The following is a 21218-nucleotide window of genomic DNA, read 5'->3' as shown; positions in this document are numbered from 1 at the left end:
TGATGAGTAAGTGCCGCGTAAAAAAAGAGCCTGATGCAACACTGCACAGGCTCTTTTGTAGGGTCGCATCAGCGGATTGAATTAACGGCTTGAATGAGTCGCTAATTTACCTGTTCAACTTACGACTATTGCACCTCACGGGGCTGCACATCGGTCACCTCGCCAGCGCCTGTGAGAACGCCGCGGCGCGAGCGCGCTTCACGCGCCTCTTGCTTGGCTTCGGTATTGCCCGAGGACGACTGCGCCATCCATTCTGAGCCAGAGCGGTACACCGTCTGCCAGCCCGCAAATGGACTCATAGGCCCCATGCTCATCGCAACAACGGGCTGCCCGGTGAGCTTGGCCCACACAGCACGCACACCCCATACCAAGGCAATCAGACTGGCCACAGCCATCAAGCATAAGAAGAACACCAAGCCCACCAGCATCAGCACGATGCGGACGGCCCAGCGAGTTGCAGTGGTGGCGAAATCGTTCAAAGTAATACCTTTCTATGCGTTCAGCCCTCAGGACTCGCCTGAGGATTCGAACCTAAACACCCCAGGATCAGTCACTGGGTCTACTGTCACCGCAATCGTACTCTTGGGCGGGAACTTTCCTTCGAGTAACAACTTAGACAAAGGGTTTTCAATACGCTGCTGGATGGCACGCTTGAGCGGACGAGCACCAAACACCGGATCAAAACCAACCTTAGCCAGCTCAGCCAATGCCTGCTCGGACACCTGAATGCTCAACTCCATACGCTGCAAGCGGCTTTCCAGCAACTTCAACTGAATCTTGGCAATCGCCTCGATGTTCTTTGCATCCAGTGCATGGAAGACCACGGTTTCATCGATGCGATTGAGGAATTCGGGTCGGAAATGGTTTTTTAGTTCCCCCCAAACCGCTTCTTTCACATCATCCGCATCCTCACCCACCATGGCTTGAATCAAATGTGAACCAATGTTGCTGGTCATCACGATCACAGTGTTCTTGAAGTCCACCGTACGGCCTTGACCATCGGTCAAGCGGCCATCGTCGAGCACCTGCAACAAAACGTTGAAGACATCGGGGTGAGCCTTTTCCACCTCATCGAGCAGCAGCACGCTATAGGGCTTGCGGCGCACAGCTTCTGTCAGATAGCCGCCCTCTTCGTAGCCCACGTACCCGGGTGGCGCACCAATCAAGCGGGCCACAGAGTGCTTTTCCATGAACTCGCTCATGTCAATACGCACCAAGTGATCTTCGCTATCAAACAAGAAGCCCGCCAGCGCCTTGCACAGCTCGGTCTTGCCCACACCCGTAGGGCCTAGGAACAGGAAGGAACCTGTGGGGCGATTCGGATCAGACAGGCCCGAGCGCGAGCGGCGGATGGCGTTGGAAACTGCAGCAATCGCCTCTTCCTGACCCACCACACGGTCGTGCAGCTTGGTTTCCATCTGCAGCAGCTTGTCTTTTTCACCCTGCATCATCTTGGCCACAGGAATTCCCGTGGCGCGGCTGACCACTTCGGCAATTTCTTCTGCGCCCACTTGCGTGCGCAGCAGCTTGTTGGCCTTGCCTGCGCCAGGTCCGGCTTCCTTGGCCTGTGCTTCGTGCAGCTGTTTATCCAGCGCGGGCAGCTTGCCGTATTGCAGCTCAGCCACCTTGTTGAAGTCACCCTTGCGCTTGAACTCTTCAATCTGAATGCGCAACTGATCAATTTCCTTACGGATTTGCTCAGAGCCCAGCGCGCTGGCTTTTTCGGCCTTCCAGATTTCTTCCAAATCGGCGTATTCACGCTCCAGCTTTTCGAGTTCTTCCTCGATCAGTTGCAGGCGCTTTTGCGAGGACTCGTCCTTCTCGCGCTTCATGGCTTCGCGCTCGATCTTGAGCTGAATCATGCGACGCTCAAGCTTGTCCATCACCTCGGGCTTGGAATCCATCTCTATCTTGATCTTGGCCGCAGCCTCGTCGATCAAGTCAATGGCCTTGTCTGGCAAAAAGCGATCGGTGATGTAGCGGTGGCTCAGCTCTGCTGCAGCAACGATAGCGGGGTCCGTAATATCGACGTTGTGGTGCGCCTCATACTTCACCTGCAAGCCGCGCAAGATGGCGATGGTGTCTTCCACCGATGGCTCGCCCACCAATACTTTTTGAAAGCGGCGCTCCAGCGCAGCATCTTTTTCAATGTACTTGCGGTATTCGTCCAGCGTGGTGGCGCCCACGCAGTGCAGCTCCCCACGCGCCAAAGCGGGCTTGAGCATATTGCCGGCATCCATCGCACCTTCAGCCTTGCCTGCGCCCACCATGGTGTGAATTTCGTCAATGAACAAGATGACGCGGCCTTCTTCCTGCGCCAGCTCTTTAAGCACAGATTTCAGGCGCTCTTCAAAATCGCCACGGTACTTAGCTCCGGCCAGCAGGCCCGCCATGTCCAGCGATAGCACGCGCTTGTTCTGCAGGCTCTCGGGCACTTCACCGGCCACGATGCGCTGAGCTAGGCCTTCCACAATAGCCGTCTTGCCCACACCGGGCTCGCCAATCAGCACAGGATTGTTCTTGCTGCGGCGCTGCAGCACCTGAATGGCGCGGCGTATTTCATCGTCACGGCCAATGACCGGGTCCAGCTTGCCCATGCGGGCACGCTCGGTCAGGTCCATGGTGTATTTTTTCAGCGCTTCGCGCTGGCCTTCGGACTCCGCACTGTCCACATTCTGGCCACCGCGCACCACGTTAATCGCGCCTTCCAAGCTGGACTTGCTCACGCCACTTTGCTTGAGCAAGGCACCGGCACGCGTCGCCGAGGCAGCGCTGTCGGCCAGCGCCAGCAAAAACAGCTCGCTCGCAATGAACTGATCACCACGCTTGAGTGCTTCTTTTTCTGTAGCTTGTAGCAAGCGGCCTAGCTCGCTACCCACTTGCACATCGCCTTGCTGCTGCACGCGCGGCAGGTCGCCCATGGCCTGCTCGGCCAAGCTCTTGAGCTGCTGCACATTGCCACCGGCACGCTGCAACAGGGCGCGCGGGCCGTCATCTTGGCGCAGCATGGCCACCAGCAGGTGCAGCGGGTCGATGGTGGATTGATCCGCACCTAGCGCCAAAGACTGCGCATCGGCCAGAGCTTCCTGGAATTTGGTCGTCAGTTTGTCAATTCGCATGATGTGCTTTCGCTCCAATCAGATTCGTTGCGATTTATCTGATAGCCATGCGGTGATTTTCAAGACCAGAGCCTGCAACAAAAATAGGAAAACAGCCCAAAGAGCAAGCTGATTTGCGCTAAATCAACAAACAGGCCAAGCCAGCAATCACTCAAAAAACATAGCTAAAAGTCAATAATGCATAAGGACATGAAGCTGTTTTTATTCAAAAAACTCTAACTCAGTGAGTCGTTGGCAGAAAACAGCAAGCTCACTCAGAAAATCACTTCCACCTTGCCAGCGCATCTTCATCGCTAACTCGCGCATCCACCCAGCGGGCGCCCTGCTCGGTTTGCTCTTTTTTCCAGAAGGGCGCTTCGGACTTGAGGTAATCCATGATGTATTCGCAGGCCTCAAAAGACTTGCCGCGGTGGGCGCTGGTCACTGCAACTAAAACAATTTGATCCATAGGCTGCAGCAGGCCAATGCGGTGAATGACACGCGCCCCAAAGATGCCAAAGCGCTCTACCGCCTTGTCAATGATGGCTTCTATGCTTTTCTCGGTCATGCCGGGGTAATGCTCCAGCTCCATGCTGCTGACGGCATCGCCCTCATTGCGGTCACGCACCGTGCCCACAAAGCTGCAAACAGCACCTACTCGCGCATCGCCCGCTCGCAGGGCCGCGATTTCGGCGCTTAGGTCAAAGTCTTGGTTTTGGATAGATACACGTGCAGCAGTCATGCCTGCATTGTCGCAGGCCAGCATGGTCATGCGCTGCGCATTAGCATTGGGCCATGCCCGCGCAAACCATCAATCTCCCTGAGTACAGCCTGTACCCGTCGCCTCGTAACGAGCACCGAATGATCTTTGAACATCAGATCTTCGTGCCCTATGCCTATGAGCTGATTCACCTGCCTGACTACAACTTCAAAGGCAAAGCCAGCTTGTTTGCCGCCCACCGCAAAGCAGATAAGAAGTCTGGTCAGCTCATTACCTGCGAGCTTGCCGACGATCTGGCGCGCTTTGAGCGCCTGTTTGAGCCTAGCTAAAAAGGCAAGCTCAGATGGACGACACCAGCCAGATTCAGCCGCCGCCCAGTTTTGCGGACTTGTTTCGCACTCGCAGCGGCAAGCTGTCTGCCTCCATTGACGAGGTGGTGCAGCGCTATGAGCTGTGTGAAGACCTGGCCTGCCACCTCACTGAGCAGGCGCAGACGCTCTATCACTCGGGCAATTCGTCTGAAGAGCTGGTGCTGCTAGGAATGCATGCAGGTCTGGCAACTGAAGGCTCGGTAGTCAGCCCCGCAGAAGCTAGCTGGATTGTGCAGCGCATGGCCGAGCTACTGGAATGGCGCGCACCGCAGCTGCCCGCCAGCACTTGTGAGTAAATCAAGCCGCAAGTCCAATAGATACATGCAGTAGCTGCTATCAAAACAAAAGCCGTGCAACAGATGCTGCACGGCTTTTTTCTTTGAATGTTCGGGCGAACTTATTCAGCCTTAGCCCAGTCTGCATAACGATTCAAGATGCGCTGCACTTGGCCGTGCGTCCATTCGCCGCCCTTGACTGCGGCAATGCCCCGGGCATTGAGTTCAATAGCCATGGCGCGGTGCGTCAGGCCTTTTTCTTGCAGCTGCGCAAAAAGCGCTTCGTGCTGCTTGGCAAAGGCATCAGCGGCTGATTTGCGCTTTTCAACCGTCGCGCGAATATTGGCCGCGCCGGCTGTGCCCAGCTTGACGCCGCGCTCGCGTGCTTCGGAGAGCGCTTTGCGAGTACGCGAGCTGATCTCGGCATTGATCTCTGGCGACTTACCCGCCTTGGGCTGCAAATCAGTGGTGTCGGTCATGGCATTGAAGGAAAAGAACAGGCTCTTGTCGGCCCCTCGCACCATAACAGGAACGGCAGCGCACCTAAACGAGTCAAAAAAAGCATCACTCCGAGCAATAACCGCCAAAGCAATGCACCAAAACAGTGAGCACCTCACTCAAAATGAGTGGCACGAGTATTGCTTTGATAGATTATTCTTTAGTTGAAGTGAAATGACTCGTATGACAGCCTCCCGCCGCTTTTTTCTCCAAGCCTCCGCTGCGACTGCTGCAACCACGGCTTTGAGTGCCTGCGGTATCGCCGCTCCTGCTCGCCAAACCAAGGCCTTTGATAGCACCGTGTGGCGCACCTACGGAACGCCTCTAGTTGCAGGTTCCAGCAACGGCCCCCTCAGCGGCCTGAGCGTTGCGGTCAAAGATCTGTTTGCCGTCAAAGGCCAAGTCACCGGCGCTGGCAACGAGCAATGGCTGGCCCAGCAAACCCGTGCAGCAACAGCCAGCGCCCCTGCTATTCAGCAACTCTTAGATGCAGGCGCATCCATTAAAGGCATGGCGCGCACCGATGAGTTTGCCTACAGCCTCGCCGGCACCAACGGCCACTATGGCACGCCCCCTAACCCACGCGCACCAGATCGCATCTCGGGCGGCTCCACCTCTGGCCCGGCAAGCGCAGTTGCTTTGGGCCAAGCCGACATTGGCTTGGGCACTGACACCGGCGGCTCCATCCGCATTCCATCTTCCTACCAAGGGCTGTGGGGCATCCGCCCAAGCCATGGAGCAGTCTCTGTTCAAGGACTGATTCCCTTGGCCCCGTCTTTCGACACAGTGGGCTGGATTTGCCGCGACGCGACCACACTGCGCCGCGCTGGTGACGCGCTACTGCCTGCCGCACGCGAGCAGGCTCTGTCCAAAGTCGTCGTTGCCTCCAGCTTGATGGATATTGCTGATGCGCCTGTAGCTGATCTGCTCAAACAAACTCTAAGCTCTTGGGGTGGTGATTTGCCAGCGCTGCAAAACATGCTCTTTGATACCCGCCAACTGGCAGCGTGGGTTAAGGCCTTTCAAACCCGTCAAGGCTGGGAAGTTTGGCAAGCCCACGGCGCATGGATCTCGCGCCATTGGGATAGCCTCAACCCCGATGTCAAAAGCCGCTTCCAAAGCGCCTCACGCCAGACAGAAGCCAGCCTCAAAGAAGCCGATGCCGTGCTGTTACAAGCCCGCGCCATCATCGATGCAGCTTTGGGTGACTCTGTGCTGCTGCTGCCATCGGCCTCATCGTTCGCACCGCTGCGCACCGAAGCGGCGCTGGGCGGCTCGGTGATTGAGGCCGCACGCGCCAAAACCTTCCAACTTACCTGCATCGCCGGTATTTCGGGCCGATGCGCCATCAGCATGCCGGTACCCAGCAAAGCACAGGCTCCTGCCGGCCTGTGCATGGTCGGCCCACGCGGCCGTGACCGCGATCTGCTCAAGCTTGCGCAGATGGTCGAAGCCAAGGGCATCACGCAAGCGCGTTAAACCCTCTCAATCGAGCTGCTGTTCCATAGCAGCTCGGCCATCAAAAAAGCGCTCAGATGAGCGCTTTTTTTACTGAGACTAGCTAGCAGCAAGTCAACAGCCATCAATAGGCTCAGCCACCAGTCACCGGCGGAAAAAACGCCACCTCATCGCCGTTTTTCAACACGGCGTCTGCGCTGCACATATCCTGATTCAGTGCCATGCGCACGGCCTTGCCAGCAGCCAAAGCGCTTGCTGCCGCGTCGCTGCGGCTCATCAATTCCTCGCGCAAGGCACCAACGGTGAGGGCTGCAGTCTGCAAGCTTTCGCTGCCTACGCCCAAAGCCTCGCGGATGGAGGCGAAATATCTAACCGTGATCGTGTTCATGAGGCGATCCTTCAAGCCATGAGTTCCGAAAATGGGATGAAGCGCACGCTGTCGCCCACCGCAATCGTGGTGCCAGCGGGGTTGTCCACCACGCCATCGCCCCAAGCCGTGGAGGTCAGCACCCCCGAGCTTTGGTTTTTAAACAGCTCCAAGCCCCCGCGCTCGTTGTAGCGCACGCGCAGAAACTCACGGCGCTTGTCGCTCTTGGAAAGGGCAAAGTCCGCCCGCGCCTCAATGGAGCGCGGCAGCACGTTTTGCACGCCTTGTAAGCGCAACAAGAAGGGGCGCACTAACACCTGAAAAGTCACAAAGCCAGAGACCGGGTTACCGGGCAAACCCACAAAATGGGCAAAGCCCGTGCCCGATTCGCGATTGACGCGGCCATAGGCAAAAGGCTTTCCGGGCTTGATGTTGATTTGCCAAAGATCGAGTTGGCCCAAGGCCTGCACCGCAGGCTTGATGTGGTCTTCCTCGCCCACAGAGACGCCGCCGCTGGTAACAATCACATCGTGATCCATCGCAGCATCGGCCAGCGCCGCAATCGTGGCTTCGCGGTCATCAGGGACGATGCCCAAATCCGTCACCTCGCAACCCATGCGCAGCAGCAAAGCGCGTAAGAAAAAGCGGTTGCTGTTGTAGATGCTGCCGGGCTTCATGTCCTGCGGCGCCACGGTGCCGGGCATGACCAGTTCATCGCCCGTAGAGAACAAAGCCACACGCGGCTTGCGGGCCACGTTGAGGCTGGCAAAACCCATGCTGGCGGCCAGGCCCAGATGCGCTGGCGTGAGCCGCACACCCGCCTCAATCACCGTCGCGCCTTGGCGAATGTCCTCGCCCGCACGGCGAATCCACTGGCCTGTCTTAGGTTGAGTCTTGATGCGCACGCGGCCTTCTTCAAGCACTTCGCAGTCTTCTTGCATGACGATGGCATCGGCGCCAGCCGGAACAGGCGCACCGGTGAAGATGCGAGCGACCGAGCCCAGCGCCAGCGCATCGGGCGCAACACCAGCAGGAATGCGCTGCGACACCGGTAGCACGGCTTCGCCCCCTGCGCCATTGACTACGCATTCGGCAGCGCGCACGGCATAGCCATCCATGGCCGAGTTATCTTGCGGCGGCACTTGTAGCGGCGAGACTGCAGCTTGGAGTAGCACACGGCCATCGGCATCAAACGTGCTGACTTGCTGCGACCCCGCCAAGGGCTTGGCATGGGCCAAAAGCTCCTGCAAAGCGTCGTCCAGAGGCTTCAAAGGCTGGCGAAATGTCTGTGCTGCTTGCATTGCGGCGTCTTTCCTTAATTCTTGTATTCGAAGGTCTTGTATTTGAGAGCATCGGCATTGGCCAAAAGCCATTGCAAAACGGCCTGCGGTTGATTCAAATCCAGCACAGGCTGGGCTGGCAGGCTGGGCAACAAGGCGGGAGTATCGGTCGCAATGGCGAGCACCTTGGCGTCGTGCGCAAACATAGGCTCTATGGTCTTGCCCTTATCCAGCCGGTCTTGCTGCTCGCGCCAGACTTCAATTTTGGGCACATCGCCATGCTTGAAGCCTTCAACCAGCACCCAGTCCACAGACGGGTCCAGCTGCGCCAGCATGTCATGCACGCTGACTTCTGTGGGCTGCGGATATTCACGCATCAGCGCCATGCGCTGATCAGAGGCCAGCAGCACCTCATAGGCCCCGGCCTTGCGGTGACGCCAGCTGTCCTTGCCTTCACGGTCCACATCAAAGTGGTGGTGGGCGTGCTTGATGACCGAGACGCGCAAGCCGCGCTGCTTCATCAGCGCCACCAGCGCCTCGACCAGCGTGGTTTTGCCTGCGCCTGAATATCCGGCAAAGCCTATGACCTTCATCTTTATTTCAATATGCTTTTAATAGCATCAAGTCATTTATGAATAAGGACTTGATGCCAATTTCATTCAATAAAAAAAGCACCTGTCGCCAAGCTTCAGGTGCTTTTCAACTTTAGCGCTGCAATGCTTTATTTGCAGTGCTCGGTGATAAAGGCCTTGACCTTGTTCACGTCAGACGCCATGACCACCACGCGCTTGGGTAGGTCTTCGATGCCGTTGAACTTGGCGGGGCGATCGGGCGATCGACCCAGCGCTTCTTCAATCGTCGCGGCAAACTTGATGGGTAGAGCGGTTTCCAGCACCAGCATGGGCTCGGCACCCAAGTGCTCGCGCGCCACCTTCACGCCATCGGCGGTGTGGGTGTCGATCATCTGGCCGAAGCGGTCAAACGTGTCCTTGATGGTGGCCAAGCGGTCTGCGTGCGTGCTCTTGCCGCTCACAAAACCGTACTTGGCAGCCGCGTCCTTGAAGGCGGGGTCGGCACTCAGGTCAAACTTGCCATCCTTAGCTACGCCTTGATCGAACAGTTGCTTGGTGCGCTCACCATCGCGGCCGACCAAGTCGAACACAAAGCGCTCAAAGTTGCTGGCCTTGCTGATGTCCATCGAGGGGCTGGATGTCTCATAGGTGTTGGCCGAACCACGCACCACGTACACGCCGGTGCGGAAGAACTCGTCAAGCACATCGTTTTCATTGGTGGCAACCACCAGCTTGGCGACGGGCAGACCCATCTGGCGGGCGACATGGCCAGCGCAGATGTTGCCAAAATTGCCCGACGGAACGGTGAAGCTCACTTTTTGGTCGTTGCTCTTTGTCGCTTGCAGGTAACCCGCAAAGTAGTACACCACCTGCGCCAGCAGACGCGCCCAGTTAATGGAGTTGACGGTGCCAATCTTGTACTGCGCCTTGAAGGCGTGGTCGTTAGAAACCGCCTTGACGATGTCCTGGCAGTCATCAAACACGCCTTCAATAGCGATGTTGTGAATGTTCTCGTCTTGCAGACTGAACATTTGTGCCTGCTGGAAGGGGCTCATGCGGCCGTGAGGGCTGGTCATGAAGACGCGCACACCCTTTTTGCCGCGCATGGCGTATTCAGCCGCGCTGCCGGTGTCACCGCTGGTGGCGCCCAGAATGTTCAGCTCTTCGCCGCGGCGTGTCAGTTCGTACTCGAACAGATTGCCCAGCAGCTGCATGGCCATGTCTTTAAAGGCCAGCGTGGGGCCGTTGGACAGAGCTTCGATGTGCAGCACGCCATCGAGTTGGCGCACGGGCACGATGGCATCCGTACCAAAGACTTCCTTGGTATACGTCTTGGCGCACAGGGCGCGCAGGTCGTCAGCGGGAATATCGTCGATGTACAGCGACAAAATCTCGAAAGCCAAAGCCGCATAGCCCTTGGTGGCCAGCGTCTCGCGCAGCTGGGTCAGCTTGGCATCATTGATCTGGGGATATTCGACGGGCAGGTACAAGCCACCATCGGGTGCCAGGCCAGCCAGCAAAATATCGCAAAAACGCTTGCGGTCAGCATGGCCGCGGGTGGACAGATACAGCATCTCAAACTCGCCAAAAACAAAAATTCAGAACGTGCAGTCAATACGGGCAGAGGTTAGGCTGCCTAATCTCATCATTATCGGTCAGCAGGCCCGCAATCACCATGCGCAAATGCAGAGACCGGCCAACGCGGCCGCCTCAAAAACCGCTCAGGGCTGGAAATAGCGCTCGGCACCGGGCTTGATATAGGGCTTGAGATCCTTGAAAGGGATATCCACACCACTGCCCAAGCACATACCCATGGCATGACCTATGCCCGAGATCACAAAGCCCATCTTGTCGGGCTTGTTGAGCATCAGCGCCATATATTGCGGCAGCAAGTCTGTGCACTCCTTGTCATCCTCGGAATACTTGCCCACAGATTTGCGGATAAAGCGACCCATCTCGGAGCTGAACTCCAGTTTGTATTCGCCATACCTTGCCCCCTTGAACAAGCGCGTGAAGTCCATATAGCCGCCCTGCAGCAAGTCCAGCACAAAGGGGTCGTAATGATTGTTAGGGTGCGCGCCACCACAGCCGGAGGAGCCTGACTCAACCACGCTCATCATGGCGCGACTCAAATAGGTGACGGCAATGCTTTCGTCGTTTAAGTTGCCCAAAGTCCCCGCTTCCGGGCCATTGCTCCAGTAGATGGAAGCTCGGCAAGCCAATGCCTCCAGATTCATACCCCAGTGGCGCTGCTCCAGCACAGCATTGGTCTGAGCCAGCATCTTGGCATCTGGGTGGCGCGTCAGGCGCGGGTACCAGAGCTTGGTGCGCGCATCACGTACGGGCCTCCAAGCCAAGCCCGAGGCAATCACCACCTCCTTGCCCTGCTCCAGCGGTTGCTTGGCCACGCGCAGATAGTCATAAGGCGTGTTCTTTTCGCTGATGCCAACACCTTGCGCGACACCGCTGCCAGCACCCTGAACAATCGCCAGAGTCACCGCTTCCACACCATGTGGCGCTATCTTTTCAGGATCATATTGCGCGATGCGCTTAAGACTTAGCGGCAGTTTTTTGCCGTGAATGCCATCCACCCATTCGCCGCTCAGCTCATCGCCCTGATGTTGCACACGCCAGTTCACGCTGCGCTGCTTGGCATCGGCAAGCAGCGGCGTTTCGCCCTGCGTGCGGCTCCAGCCATTATTGAGCGGCAGGCCTTCCGCCAGCGCATCGAGCGAGCCTCTGAGCGGAATATCCACGCCATGGCGCAGATAGAAATAGCGCCCATCACGCTCACCATCGGCCTTGGGCTGGCCCAGCTCCAGGACCACCTCAGACCCACCCAGCGTGCCGCGATAGACATCGACTGGCGCGGCCTGTGCGGCGGCGACCGTCAAAACAAAAAAGGCCAGCGCCAAATGACGCCAGCCTTTGCTGAACAACGCTGTGCGCTGATTGCACTGAGCGGAGAAATTTTCTAGTCGAGCGAAACAGGACATCGGAATTCTCCTGAAAAGCACGGAACACAAACTGGCACACCCCAACTTAAAGACATCGAGGCCGTCGCCCCCATCCGCGAAGCAGAGAGGGGGAAGGCGCATAGCGCCTCAGGCGAAGCTATCAGTTCAACTCTTCTTTGCGGATGCGCGTGATAGGCGCCAGCACAGTGCTCAGGGCTTGAATTTCAGCCAGCGCATTGTTCATATCGCCTTCGCGCGTGTCGTGCGTCAGGATGATCAAGTCGGTCTGGGTAGAGCCTTCGCCACCCACTTCATCGGCTTCGCGCTGAATCACAGCGTCGATGCTGATACCGGCATTGGCCAGCAGCGTGGTGATCTGGGCCAGCACGCCCGCTTCATCCGCCACGCGGATGCGCAGGTAGTAGCTGGTGACGATTTCAGACATGGGCAGCACGGGCAACTCTTGACCCGCTTCGCGCAGCGAGCTCGACTGGAAAGCCAAAGGCGGCACGCTGTGCGCGGGGTCAGCGCCGTGCAAACGGGCGATGTCCACCAAATCAGCAATGACAGCCGAAGCGGTAGGCTCAGAGCCTGCGCCCTTGCCGTAGTACAGCGTGGTGCCCACGGCGTCGCCGTTCACCACCACGGCGTTCATGGCGCCTTCCACATTGGCGATCAAGCGCTTGCTTGGCACCAGCGAGGGGTGCACGCGCAGCTCAATGCCCTTGTCAGTGCGCTTGGTGATGCCCAGCAGCTTGATGCGGTAGCCCAGTTGCTCGGCGTACTTGATGTCAGCGCCAGACAGCTTGGTGATGCCTTCCACATAGGCTTTGTCAAACTGCACAGGAATGCCAAAAGCAATCGCGCTCATCAGCGTGGCTTTGTGGGCAGCGTCCACACCTTCAATGTCGAAAGTAGGGTCGGCTTCTGCGTAGCCCAGCGCTTGTGCTTCTTTGAGCACCACGTCAAAATCCAGGCCCTTGTCGCGCATTTCGGACAGGATGAAGTTGGTTGTGCCGTTGATGATGCCGGCCACCCACTGGATGGAGTTGGCTGTCAGGCCTTCGCGCAGCGCCTTGATGATGGGGATGCCACCGGCCACAGCCGCTTCATAGGCCACGATCACGCCCTTCTCAGCCGCAGCCTTGAAGATTTCTGTACCGTGCACAGCCAGCAGCGCTTTGTTGGCGGTGACCACATGCTTGCCAGCGGCAATCGCTTCGAGCACCAGCGCCTTGGCAATGCCGTAGCCGCCAATCAGCTCAACAACCACGTCGATTTCGGGGTTGGCAATGATTTCACGGGCATCGCCCACGACCTTGGCCTTGTCACCCACGACGCTCTTGGCGCGCTCGGTATCCAAGTCGGCCACCATCGTAATTTCAATGCCGCGACCCGCACGACGGCGAATCTCGTCTTGATTGCGTTCCAACACATTGAAAGTACCGCTACCGACGGTGCCGATGCCCAATAGGCCTACTTGGATGGGTTTCATAAACTACTTAAAGGTCAAAAGGCGCTCAAGTCCATATAAACAATGGATATCAAGCTATCAAAAAGAAAGTGTTACGCGGCTTTATCAGCCTTGACGGATTTCAGTGTCTTTTCAGTCGCCACCGCCTTGGGCTTGTCGGTGCCATGGCGCTTGCGGTACTTCTCAAGGAAGCTCGCCAAGCGGTTAATGGCTTCACGCAAGTCCGCCTCATGAGGCAAAAAGACGATACGGAAGTGATCCGGTTTAGGCCAGTTAAAGCCCGTACCCTGCACCAGCATGACCTTGGTTTCTTGCAGCACTTCAAGGAAAAACTCTTGGTCATCCGTGATGGGGTACACCGCAGGATCAAGACGCGGGAACATATACAGCGCGCCTTGCGGCTTAACACAGCTCACCCCGGGAATGGCGTTAATCAGCTCCCAAGCCAGATCGCGCTGAATACGCAGGCGACCGCCGTCTTGCACCAGCGAGTCAATGCTCTGGTGGCCGCCCAGCGCCGTTTGCACAGCCCATTGGCCGGGCACGTTGGCGCACAGGCGCATGTTCGAGAGCATGTTCAGGCCCTCGATGTAATCTTTGGCAGGCTTTTTGTCGCCCGAGATCACCATCCAGCCCGCGCGGTAGCCGCAGGAGCGGTAAGCCTTGGACAGGGAGTTAAAGGTCAGTGTCAGCACATCAATCGACAAGCTTGCCAAAGGCACATGCTTGACATCGTCATACAAGACCTTGTCATAGACCTCGTCCGCAAAGATGACCAAGCCATGCTCGCGCGCCAGCTCCACGATCTCCAGCAGAAGCTGGGTGGAATACAGCGCCCCCGTAGGGTTGTTCGGGTTGATGACGACGATGCCCTTGGTGCGCGGTGTGATCTTGGCGCGAATGTCAGCCATATTCGGCATCCAGCCGTTTTCCTCGTCGCACATATAGTGCACGGGCGTGCCGCCAGACAAGCTGGTTGCAGCCGTCCACAGCGGGTAATCAGGCGCGGGCAGCAGCATTTCGTCGCCAGTGTCCAGCAGCGCATTGGTGGCCATGCTGATCAGCTCAGAGGCGCCATTACCCAGATAGATATCGTCCAGCGTCACACCCTTGATGCCTTGATGCTGCGTCTCGTGCATCACGGCCTTGCGGGCGGCAAAAATGCCTTTGCTGTCAGAGTAGCCGGCCGAGTTAGGCAGGTTGCGGATCATGTCCTGCTGCACTTCCTCAGGGGCGTCAAAGCCAAATACGGCCAGATTGCCGATGTTGAGCTTGATGATCTTTTGACCGTCGTCTTCCATCTTCTTCGCCGCGTCCATGATCGGCCCGCGGATGTCGTAACAGACGTTTGCTAACTTGGCGGATTTTTGAACGATTTTCATGCGAATCAATGCAAAAGGATTTCAGGCACGCCATGGCGGCATAAACCCCCATGGTGAAACCTATAATTTGAACACAGTTCCGCACTGCAGCAATGTCCCCACCCAAGTCACATGGAGACAGCAGCCATCGCCCCCGTCAATCACCCTGATTGCGCACACTAGCCATCATGAAATTCCAGTCAGACAAATCGGACGCTCAAACCATCACCGGCTACGGTCCGGGCTGGATTGCTGTTGACAGTCAAAAGCACGAAACCAGCTTGCTAATAGGGGCGCAAGGCCTGCTTACGCCTTGGAGCTGCATGAAGTTTGAAGATTTGACCGCAGCGCACTTTGAAGAGCTGGCTCAATTGGATGTGGAAGTGATTTTGTTTGGCAGCGGCAGCAAGAACCGCTTTCCACCTATGGCCTGGCTCAAACCCTTGATGCTCAAGCGCATCGGCCTAGAAACCATGGACACCGCATCGGCTTGCCGCACCTATAACGTGCTGGCTAGCGAAGGGCGCAACGTCGTCGCAGCCCTGCTGTTGGCATAGCCTTGCACTCGCATATTGAGAAAAATACGTATTTCAGGGTAAAATCGCAGGTTGCGGCTGGGGGCAGTCGACGATAAAAACAAAATCAGCACCAAGGCCCTCGGCATTTCAACGAACACACCCGAGAGATACAAACGCATGGCGATCGTTGTCAACAAACCCCTTCCAGAATTTGAAGCCAACGCCACCGGCGGCCTCAAGGTGTCAAATACCTCGCACAATGGCCAGGTTCTGATTCTGTACTTCTACCCCAAGGACAACACTCCCGGTTGTACCACGGAAGCGATGCAGTTCCGTGACAAGTACAAGGATTTTGTCAAGGCCGGAGCGACTGTGTTTGGCGTGTCACGCGACAACATGAACTCGCACAACGACTTCAAGGAAAAGCTGGAACTGCCGTTCGAGCTGATCGCTGACACCGAAGAAAAAATGTGTCACATGTTTGGCGTGGTCAAAAACAAGATCATGTACGGCAAGAAGGTTAAAGGCATTGAGCGCTCGACCTTCTTGGTGGGCGCCGATGGCCTGCTGGCCCAAGAATGGCGCGGCCTCAAGGTTCCCGGTCACGTCGATGAAGTGCTCAAGGCCGTCAAAGCCCTGAAGGCTCAAGACAAGAAAGTGGCTTAAGCCACACGCTACTGAAATACCTTTAACGAGGCAAAACAGGAAATACTGCTTTGAGCCGCACATAGCCTATGCATAATGGGCTCATGCCTCAGCGCTATACAGAATTCACTGTTCTCCCCATCAAAGCCGCCTCGGTCTCCAGGCGGCTTTGTGCTTTTTGAATCTTCTTGAGGAACGGTTCGTCCACTATGCCCCTGCCCCCCGCACCCGGCCACCGCGCCGCAAAGCTCCCCGCAGAAGCCTTTTTGTCCAACCGCAAAACTGCCAAGCAGAACGCTGTACTTGACGAAGATCTGACTCCTCCCGCCAAGGCCGCTAAGACCACAAGCTCTGCCAGCCCTACACCCGCACCCGAACGCAGCAAATCTTATTTCAACACCAGCAAAGCCACTGCTGCGCCAGCGCCGATACCCGCACCCGCACCCGCACCAGTTGCGGCTCAGTCAAACACAAAGCCTGTGCCAAAGTCCGTGCGCCGCGCCCGCAATCAACGCAGCGGACCCACCACGCTGTTCGTGCTGGATACGAATGTGCTGCTGCACGACCCCAGCAGCTTGTTCCGCTTTGAAGAACACGACATCTTCCTTCCCATGGTGGTTTTGGAAGAGCTGGACAACCACAAAAAGGGCATGACCGAAGTGGCGCGCAATGGCCGCCAAGTCAGCCGCACCTTGGATTCTCTGGTGGCCTCTCAGGCTGAGGGCGATCTGGCAAAAGGCTTGCCGCTCAACGCCACCGGCCAAAAAAGCGCTACAGGCACGCTCTACTTTCAGACCAACCCTCTGGGCGCAGCCCTGCCGGATAGCCTGCCGCAAGGCAAGGCCGACAACCAGATTTTGGGTGTCGTCGCGGCTCTGCGCGAGCAACACACAGAGCGCGCAGTGGTACTGGTGTCCAAAGACATCAATATGCGCGTCAAAGCCCGCGCCTTGGGCTTGGCCGCTGAGGATTACCAAAACGACAAGGTGCTGGAAGACGGCGACCTGCTGTACTCCGGCGCCCTCGCTCTTCATGCAGACTTCTGGAGCAAGGCTGGCAAGAACGTAGAAAGCTGGCAAGAAGGTGCCATCACCTACTACCGCGTCAGCGGCGCCATCGTGGACCAACTGATGATCAATCAGTTTGTCTACTACGAGGCACCGGGCGAGCCAAGCCTGTACATGCGCGTGACAGAGATTCGCGACAAAACAGCGGTCATGAAGACGCTGCGCGACTTTGGCAACCCCAAGAATGCTGTTTGGGGTGTATCCACGCGCAACCGCGAGCAGAACTTTGCCATGAACCTGCTGGTCAACCCCGAGGTGGACTTTGTCACCCTCACGGGCACAGCAGGCACGGGCAAGACCTTGCTGGCACTGGCTGCCGGCTTGGCGCAGGTTCTCGATGAGCGCCGCTACACCGAAATCATCATGACCCGCGCTACTGTGAGCGTGGGTGAAGATATCGGCTTCTTGCCCGGCACCGAGGAAGAGAAGATGGGCCCGTGGATGGGCGCTCTGGACGACAACCTCGAGTTCTTGGCCAAGGGTGATGGCGGTAATGCCGGCGAATGGGGACGCTCTGCGACCAATGAGCTGATCCGCAGCCGCATCAAAATCAAGAGCATGAACTTCATGCGCGGGCGCACCTTCTTGAACAAGTACGTCATCATCGACGAAGCGCAGAATCTGACACCTAAGCAGATGAAGACCTTGATCACCCGTGCCGGCCCCGGCACCAAGATCATCTGCATGGGCAATCTGGCCCAAATCGATACACCGTACCTGACCGAAGGCAGCTCTGGCCTGACCTATGTGGTGGACCGCTTCAAGGGCTGGCCACATAGCGGCCACATCACGCTGGCACGCGGCGAGCGTTCGCGCTTGGCCGACTTCGCTAGCGAGGTGCTGTAAATGGCGAGCTGGCTTGCTGCGCTCAAACTCGTGCCTTGGAGCGAGGTCATCAAGGCCACGCCTCAGGTGGTGAAGGCCGCCCAAGGCCTGCTCAAGAAAAAAGAGGCGCAAGCCGAAGCCCGCGAGCATGTCGCCAGCGAGCCGCAACAAGCGCAGCATTTATCGTCACCATCCTCGGCGGGCGAGCAAGCTTTGCTGCTGATTCAGCAGCAAGAGCAGCGCATTGTCCAGCTTGAGCAATCCCAGCGCCAGTCGCTGGAGATCATCGAAAAGCTGGCGCAGCAAAATGCGCAAATTGTCACCACCGTAGGCGCCCTGCGCACCGGCGCTCAACGCCTTGCATGGGCCTGCGGCGTACTGGGGCTGTGCGTGATGGGACTAGGTATCTACCTGTTAAGCCGCTAAAAATAGCGACCTTAAAAACAAAGCCCGCAGGCATCACGCTTGCGGGCTTTTCTTTTTGAATCTTTCAATTCAATAGCTGGTAGTGCCTGATATACATAGATTTCAGATGAATAAATGCCTGAGACACTTATTAATCAAGCACAAGCAGCTATTGTTTTTAATACTCGTCGCCACCGCCATAACCCATGGCCAGGTTTTCAAAGCGGGTCTGGTTCTTCTGGAAGAACACCTTCACCGTACCCGTGGGGCCATTACGCTGCTTGCCGATGATGATCTCGGCCACGTTCGGCTCTTTGCTCTCTTTGTTGTAGTAATCGTCGCGGTAGATGAACATGATGATGTCGGCATCCTGCTCGATAGCGCCGGATTCACGCAAGTCAGACATCATGGGGCGCTTATCAGTGCGCTGCTCCACCGATCGGTTGAGCTGAGACAGCGCAATGACCGGGCATTGCAGCTCCTTGGCCAGCATCTTCAGACCACGCGAGATTTCGCCCAGCTCGGTCGCACGGTTATCGCCACCGCTGCCGCCCGAGCCCGTCATAAGCTGCAAGTAATCCACCACAATCAGACCCAACTTGCCGCATTGGCGCGCCAGTCGGCGGGCGTTGGCACGCAGCTCAGAAGGGGTCAAACCCGGCGTTTCATCAATGTGCAGCGACACGGTGCGCAGTTTCTCGATGGCTTCCGTCAGGCGCGGCCACTCATCGTCGCTGAGCTTGCCGGTGCGCAGATTGCCCTGATTGACGCGGGCAATCGAGCCCACAATACGAACCGCCAACTGAGCGGCGCCCATTTCCATAGAGAAGATGGCAACCGGCAAGCCTTCATTGAGCGCCACATGCTCGGCAATATTCACTGCAAACGAGGTCTTACCCATGGAAGGTCGCGCTGCCAGCACCACCATGTCACCGGCCTGCAGGCCACTGGTCATGCGATCGAGGTCAACAAAACCCGTAGGCACGCCGGTCACGTCCATGGGGTTATCAGCCATCTCCTGAACGCGGTCCAGCAAGTCAACCACCAGCGTATCTAACGACTGAAAGCCCTGCTTGTTGCGCGCACCCTCTTCGCCGATGGCCATGATTTTTTGCTCGGCCTCGTCGAGCACGCGCTCCACGGTCTTGCCCAGCGGGTTGAAGGCATTGGTCGCAATCTCATCGCTGGCAGTGACCAGTTTGCGCAAAATGGCCCTGTCACGGACGATTTCCGCATAACGGCGGATATTGCTGGCACTGGGCACATATTGCGCCAGCTGGTTCAAATACATCAGGCCGCCGATTTCTTCGGCCTTACCCATGCTTTGCAGCTGCTCATAGACCGTGATCACGTCAGCAGGTTTGCTGGCATTGATCAGTTTGCCAATGGCATCGAAAATCAGTTTGTGCTCGTGACGGTAGAAGTCACTCTCATTGAGCAAGTCACCCACACGCTCCCAAGCAATGTTGTCTAGCAGCAGACCGCCAAGCACTGATGATTCCGACTCCATAGAGTGCGGCGGCACGCGCAGCTGCGCCACTTGCTGGTCAGCAGGCGGAACAGGGGCGAATGCATCATCATGCAGATCAAGCGGTGGCATTACAGACGACATGAGAATCCTTGGGTCAAGCCCTCCATCGTAGCCGGAGGCGGCGAAAACGTCAGCGTGGATTGCTATAAAAACACGGTTCCACCCAGGAACGTTAAAAAACAAAAAACCGCCCGAAGGCGGTTTCTTGCCAATTCAGACCGGAGTCTGGATTAGGAGTGGTCACCGCGAACGGAAACAGACACTTCTGCAGACACGTCAGTGTGCAGAGCCACCAGAACAGTGGAATCGCCCACGGTCTTGATGGGGCCGTTAGGCATACGCACTTGCGACTTGCTCACTGCGAAACCGGACTTAGTCAGTTCTTCAGCGATGTCAGCATTGGTGATCGAACCAAACAGACGACCGTCAACGCCGGCCTTCTGAGTGATCTTCACGATCGAGCCGTTCAGCTTTTCGCTCAGTTCTTGAGCAGCAGCCAGCTTTGCAGCAGCAGCCTTTTCCAGCTCAACGCGCTTGGCTTCGAATTCGGCCTTAGCAGTTGCTGTCGCACGACGAGCAGCGCCTGTAGGGATCAGGAAGTTGCGAGCGTAGCCATCTTTAACCTTGACGATATCGCCCAGGTTACCCAGATTCACAATCTTTTCGAGCAGAATAATTTGCATAGTCGTACTCCTTAGATCTTGTGCTGGTCAGAGTAAGGCAACATAGCCAAGAAGCGCGAGCGCTTGATAGCAGTGTTGAGCTGACGCTGGTAAATTGCGCGCGTGCCGGTCAGGCGTGCGGGAACAATCTTGCCGTTTTCAGCGATGAAGTCACGCAGAGTGTCCACATCCTTGTAGTCGATTTCTTCGACGTTGGCGACTGTGAAGCGGCAGAAGCGCTTACGCTTGAACAGCAACGACTGGGTGTTGCGCTTAGGACGCTTGTCCTTATTGAATTTCTTAAACGTGGCCATTTCTGGACCTCTTGAAAATTAATTTGGTTGAATATCCTGAATGTGTAAAACCAGCATCTTGCTGTTGCGCGGCGTGGCCAGAAAACCTTGAAAGGTCCATTGACTACCGGGTGCTTGGCGGGCTAGCTTTTCAGCCAGGGCGCCAAACGCAACAGCTTTGACAGATGCAGTGACGTTGCGTGCATTACCTTGCTCTTGCTGCTGCGAATTGTGTTCAATTCGCAAGTCCAGTGCAGGCAATCCGGCGGGGGTGTATCGCAAAGCAGTTTGCTCAGCAAGTGCGCCCGTCAGTACAACGCGGTTTTCCACTCCTTCAGAGTCTGATGCAATTAAGCGTGCTCAGCCTGGTTGGCCTTACGAGCTTCTTCGCGCTCAACGCTCTTCATCATGGCGGAAGGAGCTGTATCAGCCTTCTTCTTCTGCACAGTCAGGTGGCGCAACACTGCATCGTTGAACTTGAAGGCGTGCTCCAGTTCAGCCATCACAGCTTGATCAGCTTCGATGTTCAGGCACATGTAGTGAGCCTTAGCAAGCTTGTTGATCATGTAAGCCAGCTGACGACGGCCCCAATCTTCTTCACGGTGCACCTTACCGCCGCCAGCGGTAATCATGCCCTTGTAGCGTTCCAGCATTGCAGGAACTTGTTCGCTTTGATCCGGATGGATCAACAAAATGATTTCGTAGTGACGCATAACCACTCCTTTTGGGTAAACGCCGCCCACTGCGTCTGTAGTGGTGCGGCAAGGCAAAACGTTAGATTCTAGCCTAGCGCTATTGTATATGTACACTCTCGGACGTATAAACCTGCGGATGATTCAG

23 protein-coding genes are annotated in these 21218 nt (G+C 56.8%); 7 read left to right on the top strand and 16 right to left on the bottom strand.

The window, feature by feature from the left end; genetic code table 11:
• Nucleotides 1-125 precede the first annotated feature (125 nt).
• The 3 genes from KUF54_RS02445 to KUF54_RS02435 form a co-directional block, all read right to left on the bottom strand.
• A complete protein-coding gene (locus tag KUF54_RS02445) occupies nt 126-479 on the bottom strand; it encodes a hypothetical protein (RefSeq protein WP_219344938.1) in 354 nt (117 codons plus the stop codon).
• Nucleotides 480-506: 27 nt separating this feature from the next.
• A complete protein-coding gene (gene clpB / locus KUF54_RS02440; protein ID WP_219344936.1) occupies nt 507-3119 on the bottom strand; it encodes an ATP-dependent chaperone ClpB in 2613 nt (870 codons plus the stop codon).
• 262 nt (nt 3120-3381) lie between these two features.
• Nucleotides 3382-3840, bottom strand: coding sequence for a molybdenum cofactor biosynthesis protein MoaE (locus tag KUF54_RS02435; protein WP_219346233.1), 459 nt, complete (start codon nt 3838-3840; stop codon nt 3382-3384).
• 53 nt (nt 3841-3893) lie between these two features.
• Between KUF54_RS02435 and KUF54_RS02430 the strand changes: the two genes are divergently transcribed.
• Entirely contained in the window at nt 3894-4148 is a 255-nt protein-coding gene (locus KUF54_RS02430; RefSeq protein ID WP_219344934.1) for a hypothetical protein, read from the top strand.
• A gap of 14 nt (nt 4149-4162) precedes the next feature.
• Nucleotides 4163-4486, top strand: coding sequence for a hypothetical protein (locus tag KUF54_RS02425; protein ID WP_219344932.1), 324 nt, complete (start codon nt 4163-4165; stop codon nt 4484-4486).
• Nucleotides 4487-4587: 101 nt separating this feature from the next.
• On the opposite strand, the gene KUF54_RS02420 is transcribed toward KUF54_RS02425, so the two are convergent.
• A complete protein-coding gene (locus KUF54_RS02420; protein ID WP_219344929.1) occupies nt 4588-4944 on the bottom strand; it encodes a recombinase family protein in 357 nt (118 codons plus the stop codon).
• Nucleotides 4945-5146: 202 nt separating this feature from the next.
• On the opposite strand from KUF54_RS02420, the gene KUF54_RS02415 reads away from it, so the two are divergent.
• Nucleotides 5147-6442 (top strand): amidase, encoded by a 1296-nt coding sequence (locus tag KUF54_RS02415; RefSeq protein WP_219344927.1) that lies wholly within the window; start codon nt 5147-5149, stop codon nt 6440-6442.
• 112 nt (nt 6443-6554) lie between these two features.
• Here KUF54_RS02415 and moaD read toward each other — a convergent pair whose 3' ends face one another.
• The 7 genes from moaD to KUF54_RS02380 all read right to left on the bottom strand — a co-directional run bounded on the left by moaD (nt 6555) and on the right by KUF54_RS02380 (nt 14453).
• Nucleotides 6555-6809 carry a molybdopterin converting factor subunit 1 gene (gene moaD, locus KUF54_RS02410; RefSeq protein ID WP_219344925.1) on the bottom strand — a complete coding sequence of 85 codons (255 nt, stop codon included), beginning with the start codon at nt 6807-6809 and terminating at the stop codon, nt 6555-6557.
• 11 nt (nt 6810-6820) lie between these two features.
• Nucleotides 6821-8089, bottom strand: coding sequence for a gephyrin-like molybdotransferase Glp (gene glp, locus KUF54_RS02405; RefSeq protein WP_219344924.1), 1269 nt, complete (start codon nt 8087-8089; stop codon nt 6821-6823).
• A 14-nt stretch (nt 8090-8103) separates the two neighbouring features.
• Nucleotides 8104-8661, bottom strand: coding sequence for a molybdopterin-guanine dinucleotide biosynthesis protein B (gene mobB, locus KUF54_RS02400; protein ID WP_219344922.1), 558 nt, complete (start codon nt 8659-8661; stop codon nt 8104-8106).
• 128 nt (nt 8662-8789) lie between these two features.
• On the bottom strand, nt 8790-10214 hold the full coding sequence (thrC, locus tag KUF54_RS02395; RefSeq protein ID WP_219344920.1) for a threonine synthase: 1425 nt from the start codon (nt 10212-10214) through the stop codon (nt 8790-8792).
• A 147-nt stretch (nt 10215-10361) separates the two neighbouring features.
• Nucleotides 10362-11636 carry a hypothetical protein gene (locus tag KUF54_RS02390; RefSeq protein ID WP_255576235.1) on the bottom strand — a complete coding sequence of 425 codons (1275 nt, stop codon included), beginning with the start codon at nt 11634-11636 and terminating at the stop codon, nt 10362-10364.
• Nucleotides 11637-11757: 121 nt separating this feature from the next.
• A complete protein-coding gene (locus tag KUF54_RS02385) occupies nt 11758-13092 on the bottom strand; it encodes a homoserine dehydrogenase (protein WP_219344918.1) in 1335 nt (444 codons plus the stop codon).
• 71 nt (nt 13093-13163) lie between these two features.
• Nucleotides 13164-14453 carry a pyridoxal phosphate-dependent aminotransferase gene (locus KUF54_RS02380; RefSeq protein ID WP_219344916.1) on the bottom strand — a complete coding sequence of 430 codons (1290 nt, stop codon included), beginning with the start codon at nt 14451-14453 and terminating at the stop codon, nt 13164-13166.
• Nucleotides 14454-14620: 167 nt separating this feature from the next.
• Here KUF54_RS02380 and KUF54_RS02375 point away from each other — a divergent pair, with 167 nt between their 5' ends.
• The 4 genes from KUF54_RS02375 to KUF54_RS02360 all read left to right on the top strand — a co-directional run bounded on the left by KUF54_RS02375 (nt 14621) and on the right by KUF54_RS02360 (nt 17913).
• A complete protein-coding gene (locus KUF54_RS02375; RefSeq protein WP_219344915.1) occupies nt 14621-14989 on the top strand; it encodes an Mth938-like domain-containing protein in 369 nt (122 codons plus the stop codon).
• Between the two features lie 138 nt (nt 14990-15127).
• Nucleotides 15128-15616 (top strand): peroxiredoxin, encoded by a 489-nt coding sequence (locus KUF54_RS02370; protein WP_219344913.1) that lies wholly within the window; start codon nt 15128-15130, stop codon nt 15614-15616.
• Nucleotides 15617-15804: 188 nt separating this feature from the next.
• The gene (locus KUF54_RS02365) at nt 15805-17508 is read left to right on the top strand and encodes a PhoH family protein (protein WP_219344911.1); all 1704 of its coding nucleotides are present in this window, start codon (nt 15805-15807) and stop codon (nt 17506-17508) included.
• Nucleotides 17509-17913, top strand: coding sequence for a hypothetical protein (locus KUF54_RS02360; protein WP_219344909.1), 405 nt, complete (start codon nt 17509-17511; stop codon nt 17911-17913).
• A gap of 157 nt (nt 17914-18070) precedes the next feature.
• Here the strand turns inward: KUF54_RS02360 and dnaB are convergent, their stop codons facing one another.
• The 5 genes from dnaB to rpsF form a co-directional block, all read right to left on the bottom strand.
• The gene (dnaB, locus tag KUF54_RS02355; RefSeq protein ID WP_219344907.1) at nt 18071-19504 is read right to left on the bottom strand and encodes a replicative DNA helicase; all 1434 of its coding nucleotides are present in this window, start codon (nt 19502-19504) and stop codon (nt 18071-18073) included.
• Nucleotides 19505-19653: 149 nt separating this feature from the next.
• Nucleotides 19654-20106, bottom strand: coding sequence for a 50S ribosomal protein L9 (gene rplI / locus KUF54_RS02350; protein ID WP_219344905.1), 453 nt, complete (start codon nt 20104-20106; stop codon nt 19654-19656).
• 11 nt (nt 20107-20117) lie between these two features.
• Complete coding sequence (gene rpsR / locus KUF54_RS02345; protein WP_219344903.1) at nt 20118-20399, bottom strand: 30S ribosomal protein S18; 282 nt, start codon at nt 20397-20399, stop codon at nt 20118-20120.
• An 18-nt stretch (nt 20400-20417) separates the two neighbouring features.
• Nucleotides 20418-20708, bottom strand: coding sequence for a primosomal replication protein N (gene priB, locus KUF54_RS02340; RefSeq protein WP_219344901.1), 291 nt, complete (start codon nt 20706-20708; stop codon nt 20418-20420).
• A 20-nt stretch (nt 20709-20728) separates the two neighbouring features.
• The gene (gene rpsF, locus KUF54_RS02335) at nt 20729-21091 is read right to left on the bottom strand and encodes a 30S ribosomal protein S6 (protein ID WP_219344899.1); all 363 of its coding nucleotides are present in this window, start codon (nt 21089-21091) and stop codon (nt 20729-20731) included.
• Nucleotides 21092-21218 lie beyond the last annotated feature (127 nt).

The organism is Comamonas sp. Y33R10-2 (assembly GCF_019355935.1).
Lineage (GTDB): Bacteria > Pseudomonadota > Gammaproteobacteria > Burkholderiales > Burkholderiaceae_C > Comamonas.
This window is presented reverse-complemented; position numbering and strand designations above follow the sequence as displayed.

Bases quoted from the DNA above. Each gene is read 5' to 3' on its own strand.
- KUF54_RS02370 (WP_219344913.1), top strand. From the start codon at position 15,128: ATGGCGATCGTTGTCAACAAACCCCTTCCAGAATTTGAAGCCAACGCC.
- KUF54_RS02375 (WP_219344915.1), top strand. From the start codon at position 14,621: ATGAAATTCCAGTCAGACAAATCGGACGCTCAAACCATCACCGGCTAC.
- KUF54_RS02430 (WP_219344934.1), top strand. From the start codon at position 3,894: ATGCCCGCGCAAACCATCAATCTCCCTGAGTACAGCCTGTACCCGTCG.
- rpsF (WP_219344899.1), bottom strand. From the start codon at position 21,091: ATGCGTCACTACGAAATCATTTTGTTGATCCATCCGGATCAAAGCGAA.
- thrC (WP_219344920.1), bottom strand. From the start codon at position 10,214: ATGCTGTATCTGTCCACCCGCGGCCATGCTGACCGCAAGCGTTTTTGC.
- moaD (WP_219344925.1), bottom strand. From the start codon at position 6,809: ATGAACACGATCACGGTTAGATATTTCGCCTCCATCCGCGAGGCTTTG.
- KUF54_RS02435 (WP_219346233.1), bottom strand. From the start codon at position 3,840: ATGACTGCTGCACGTGTATCTATCCAAAACCAAGACTTTGACCTAAGC.
- clpB (WP_219344936.1), bottom strand. From the start codon at position 3,119: ATGCGAATTGACAAACTGACGACCAAATTCCAGGAAGCTCTGGCCGAT.
- KUF54_RS02390 (WP_255576235.1), bottom strand. From the start codon at position 11,636: ATGTCCTGTTTCGCTCGACTAGAAAATTTCTCCGCTCAGTGCAATCAG.
- rplI (WP_219344905.1), bottom strand. From the start codon at position 20,106: ATGCAAATTATTCTGCTCGAAAAGATTGTGAATCTGGGTAACCTGGGC.
- mobB (WP_219344922.1), bottom strand. From the start codon at position 8,661: ATGAAGGTCATAGGCTTTGCCGGATATTCAGGCGCAGGCAAAACCACG.
- KUF54_RS02415 (WP_219344927.1), top strand. From the start codon at position 5,147: ATGACAGCCTCCCGCCGCTTTTTTCTCCAAGCCTCCGCTGCGACTGCT.
- KUF54_RS02365 (WP_219344911.1), top strand. From the start codon at position 15,805: ATGCCCCTGCCCCCCGCACCCGGCCACCGCGCCGCAAAGCTCCCCGCA.
- glp (WP_219344924.1), bottom strand. From the start codon at position 8,089: ATGCAAGCAGCACAGACATTTCGCCAGCCTTTGAAGCCTCTGGACGAC.
- KUF54_RS02385 (WP_219344918.1), bottom strand. From the start codon at position 13,092: ATGAAACCCATCCAAGTAGGCCTATTGGGCATCGGCACCGTCGGTAGC.
- KUF54_RS02360 (WP_219344909.1), top strand. From the start codon at position 17,509: ATGGCGAGCTGGCTTGCTGCGCTCAAACTCGTGCCTTGGAGCGAGGTC.
- rpsR (WP_219344903.1), bottom strand. From the start codon at position 20,399: ATGGCCACGTTTAAGAAATTCAATAAGGACAAGCGTCCTAAGCGCAAC.
- KUF54_RS02380 (WP_219344916.1), bottom strand. From the start codon at position 14,453: ATGAAAATCGTTCAAAAATCCGCCAAGTTAGCAAACGTCTGTTACGAC.
- KUF54_RS02420 (WP_219344929.1), bottom strand. From the start codon at position 4,944: ATGACCGACACCACTGATTTGCAGCCCAAGGCGGGTAAGTCGCCAGAG.
- dnaB (WP_219344907.1), bottom strand. From the start codon at position 19,504: ATGTCGTCTGTAATGCCACCGCTTGATCTGCATGATGATGCATTCGCC.
- KUF54_RS02425 (WP_219344932.1), top strand. From the start codon at position 4,163: ATGGACGACACCAGCCAGATTCAGCCGCCGCCCAGTTTTGCGGACTTG.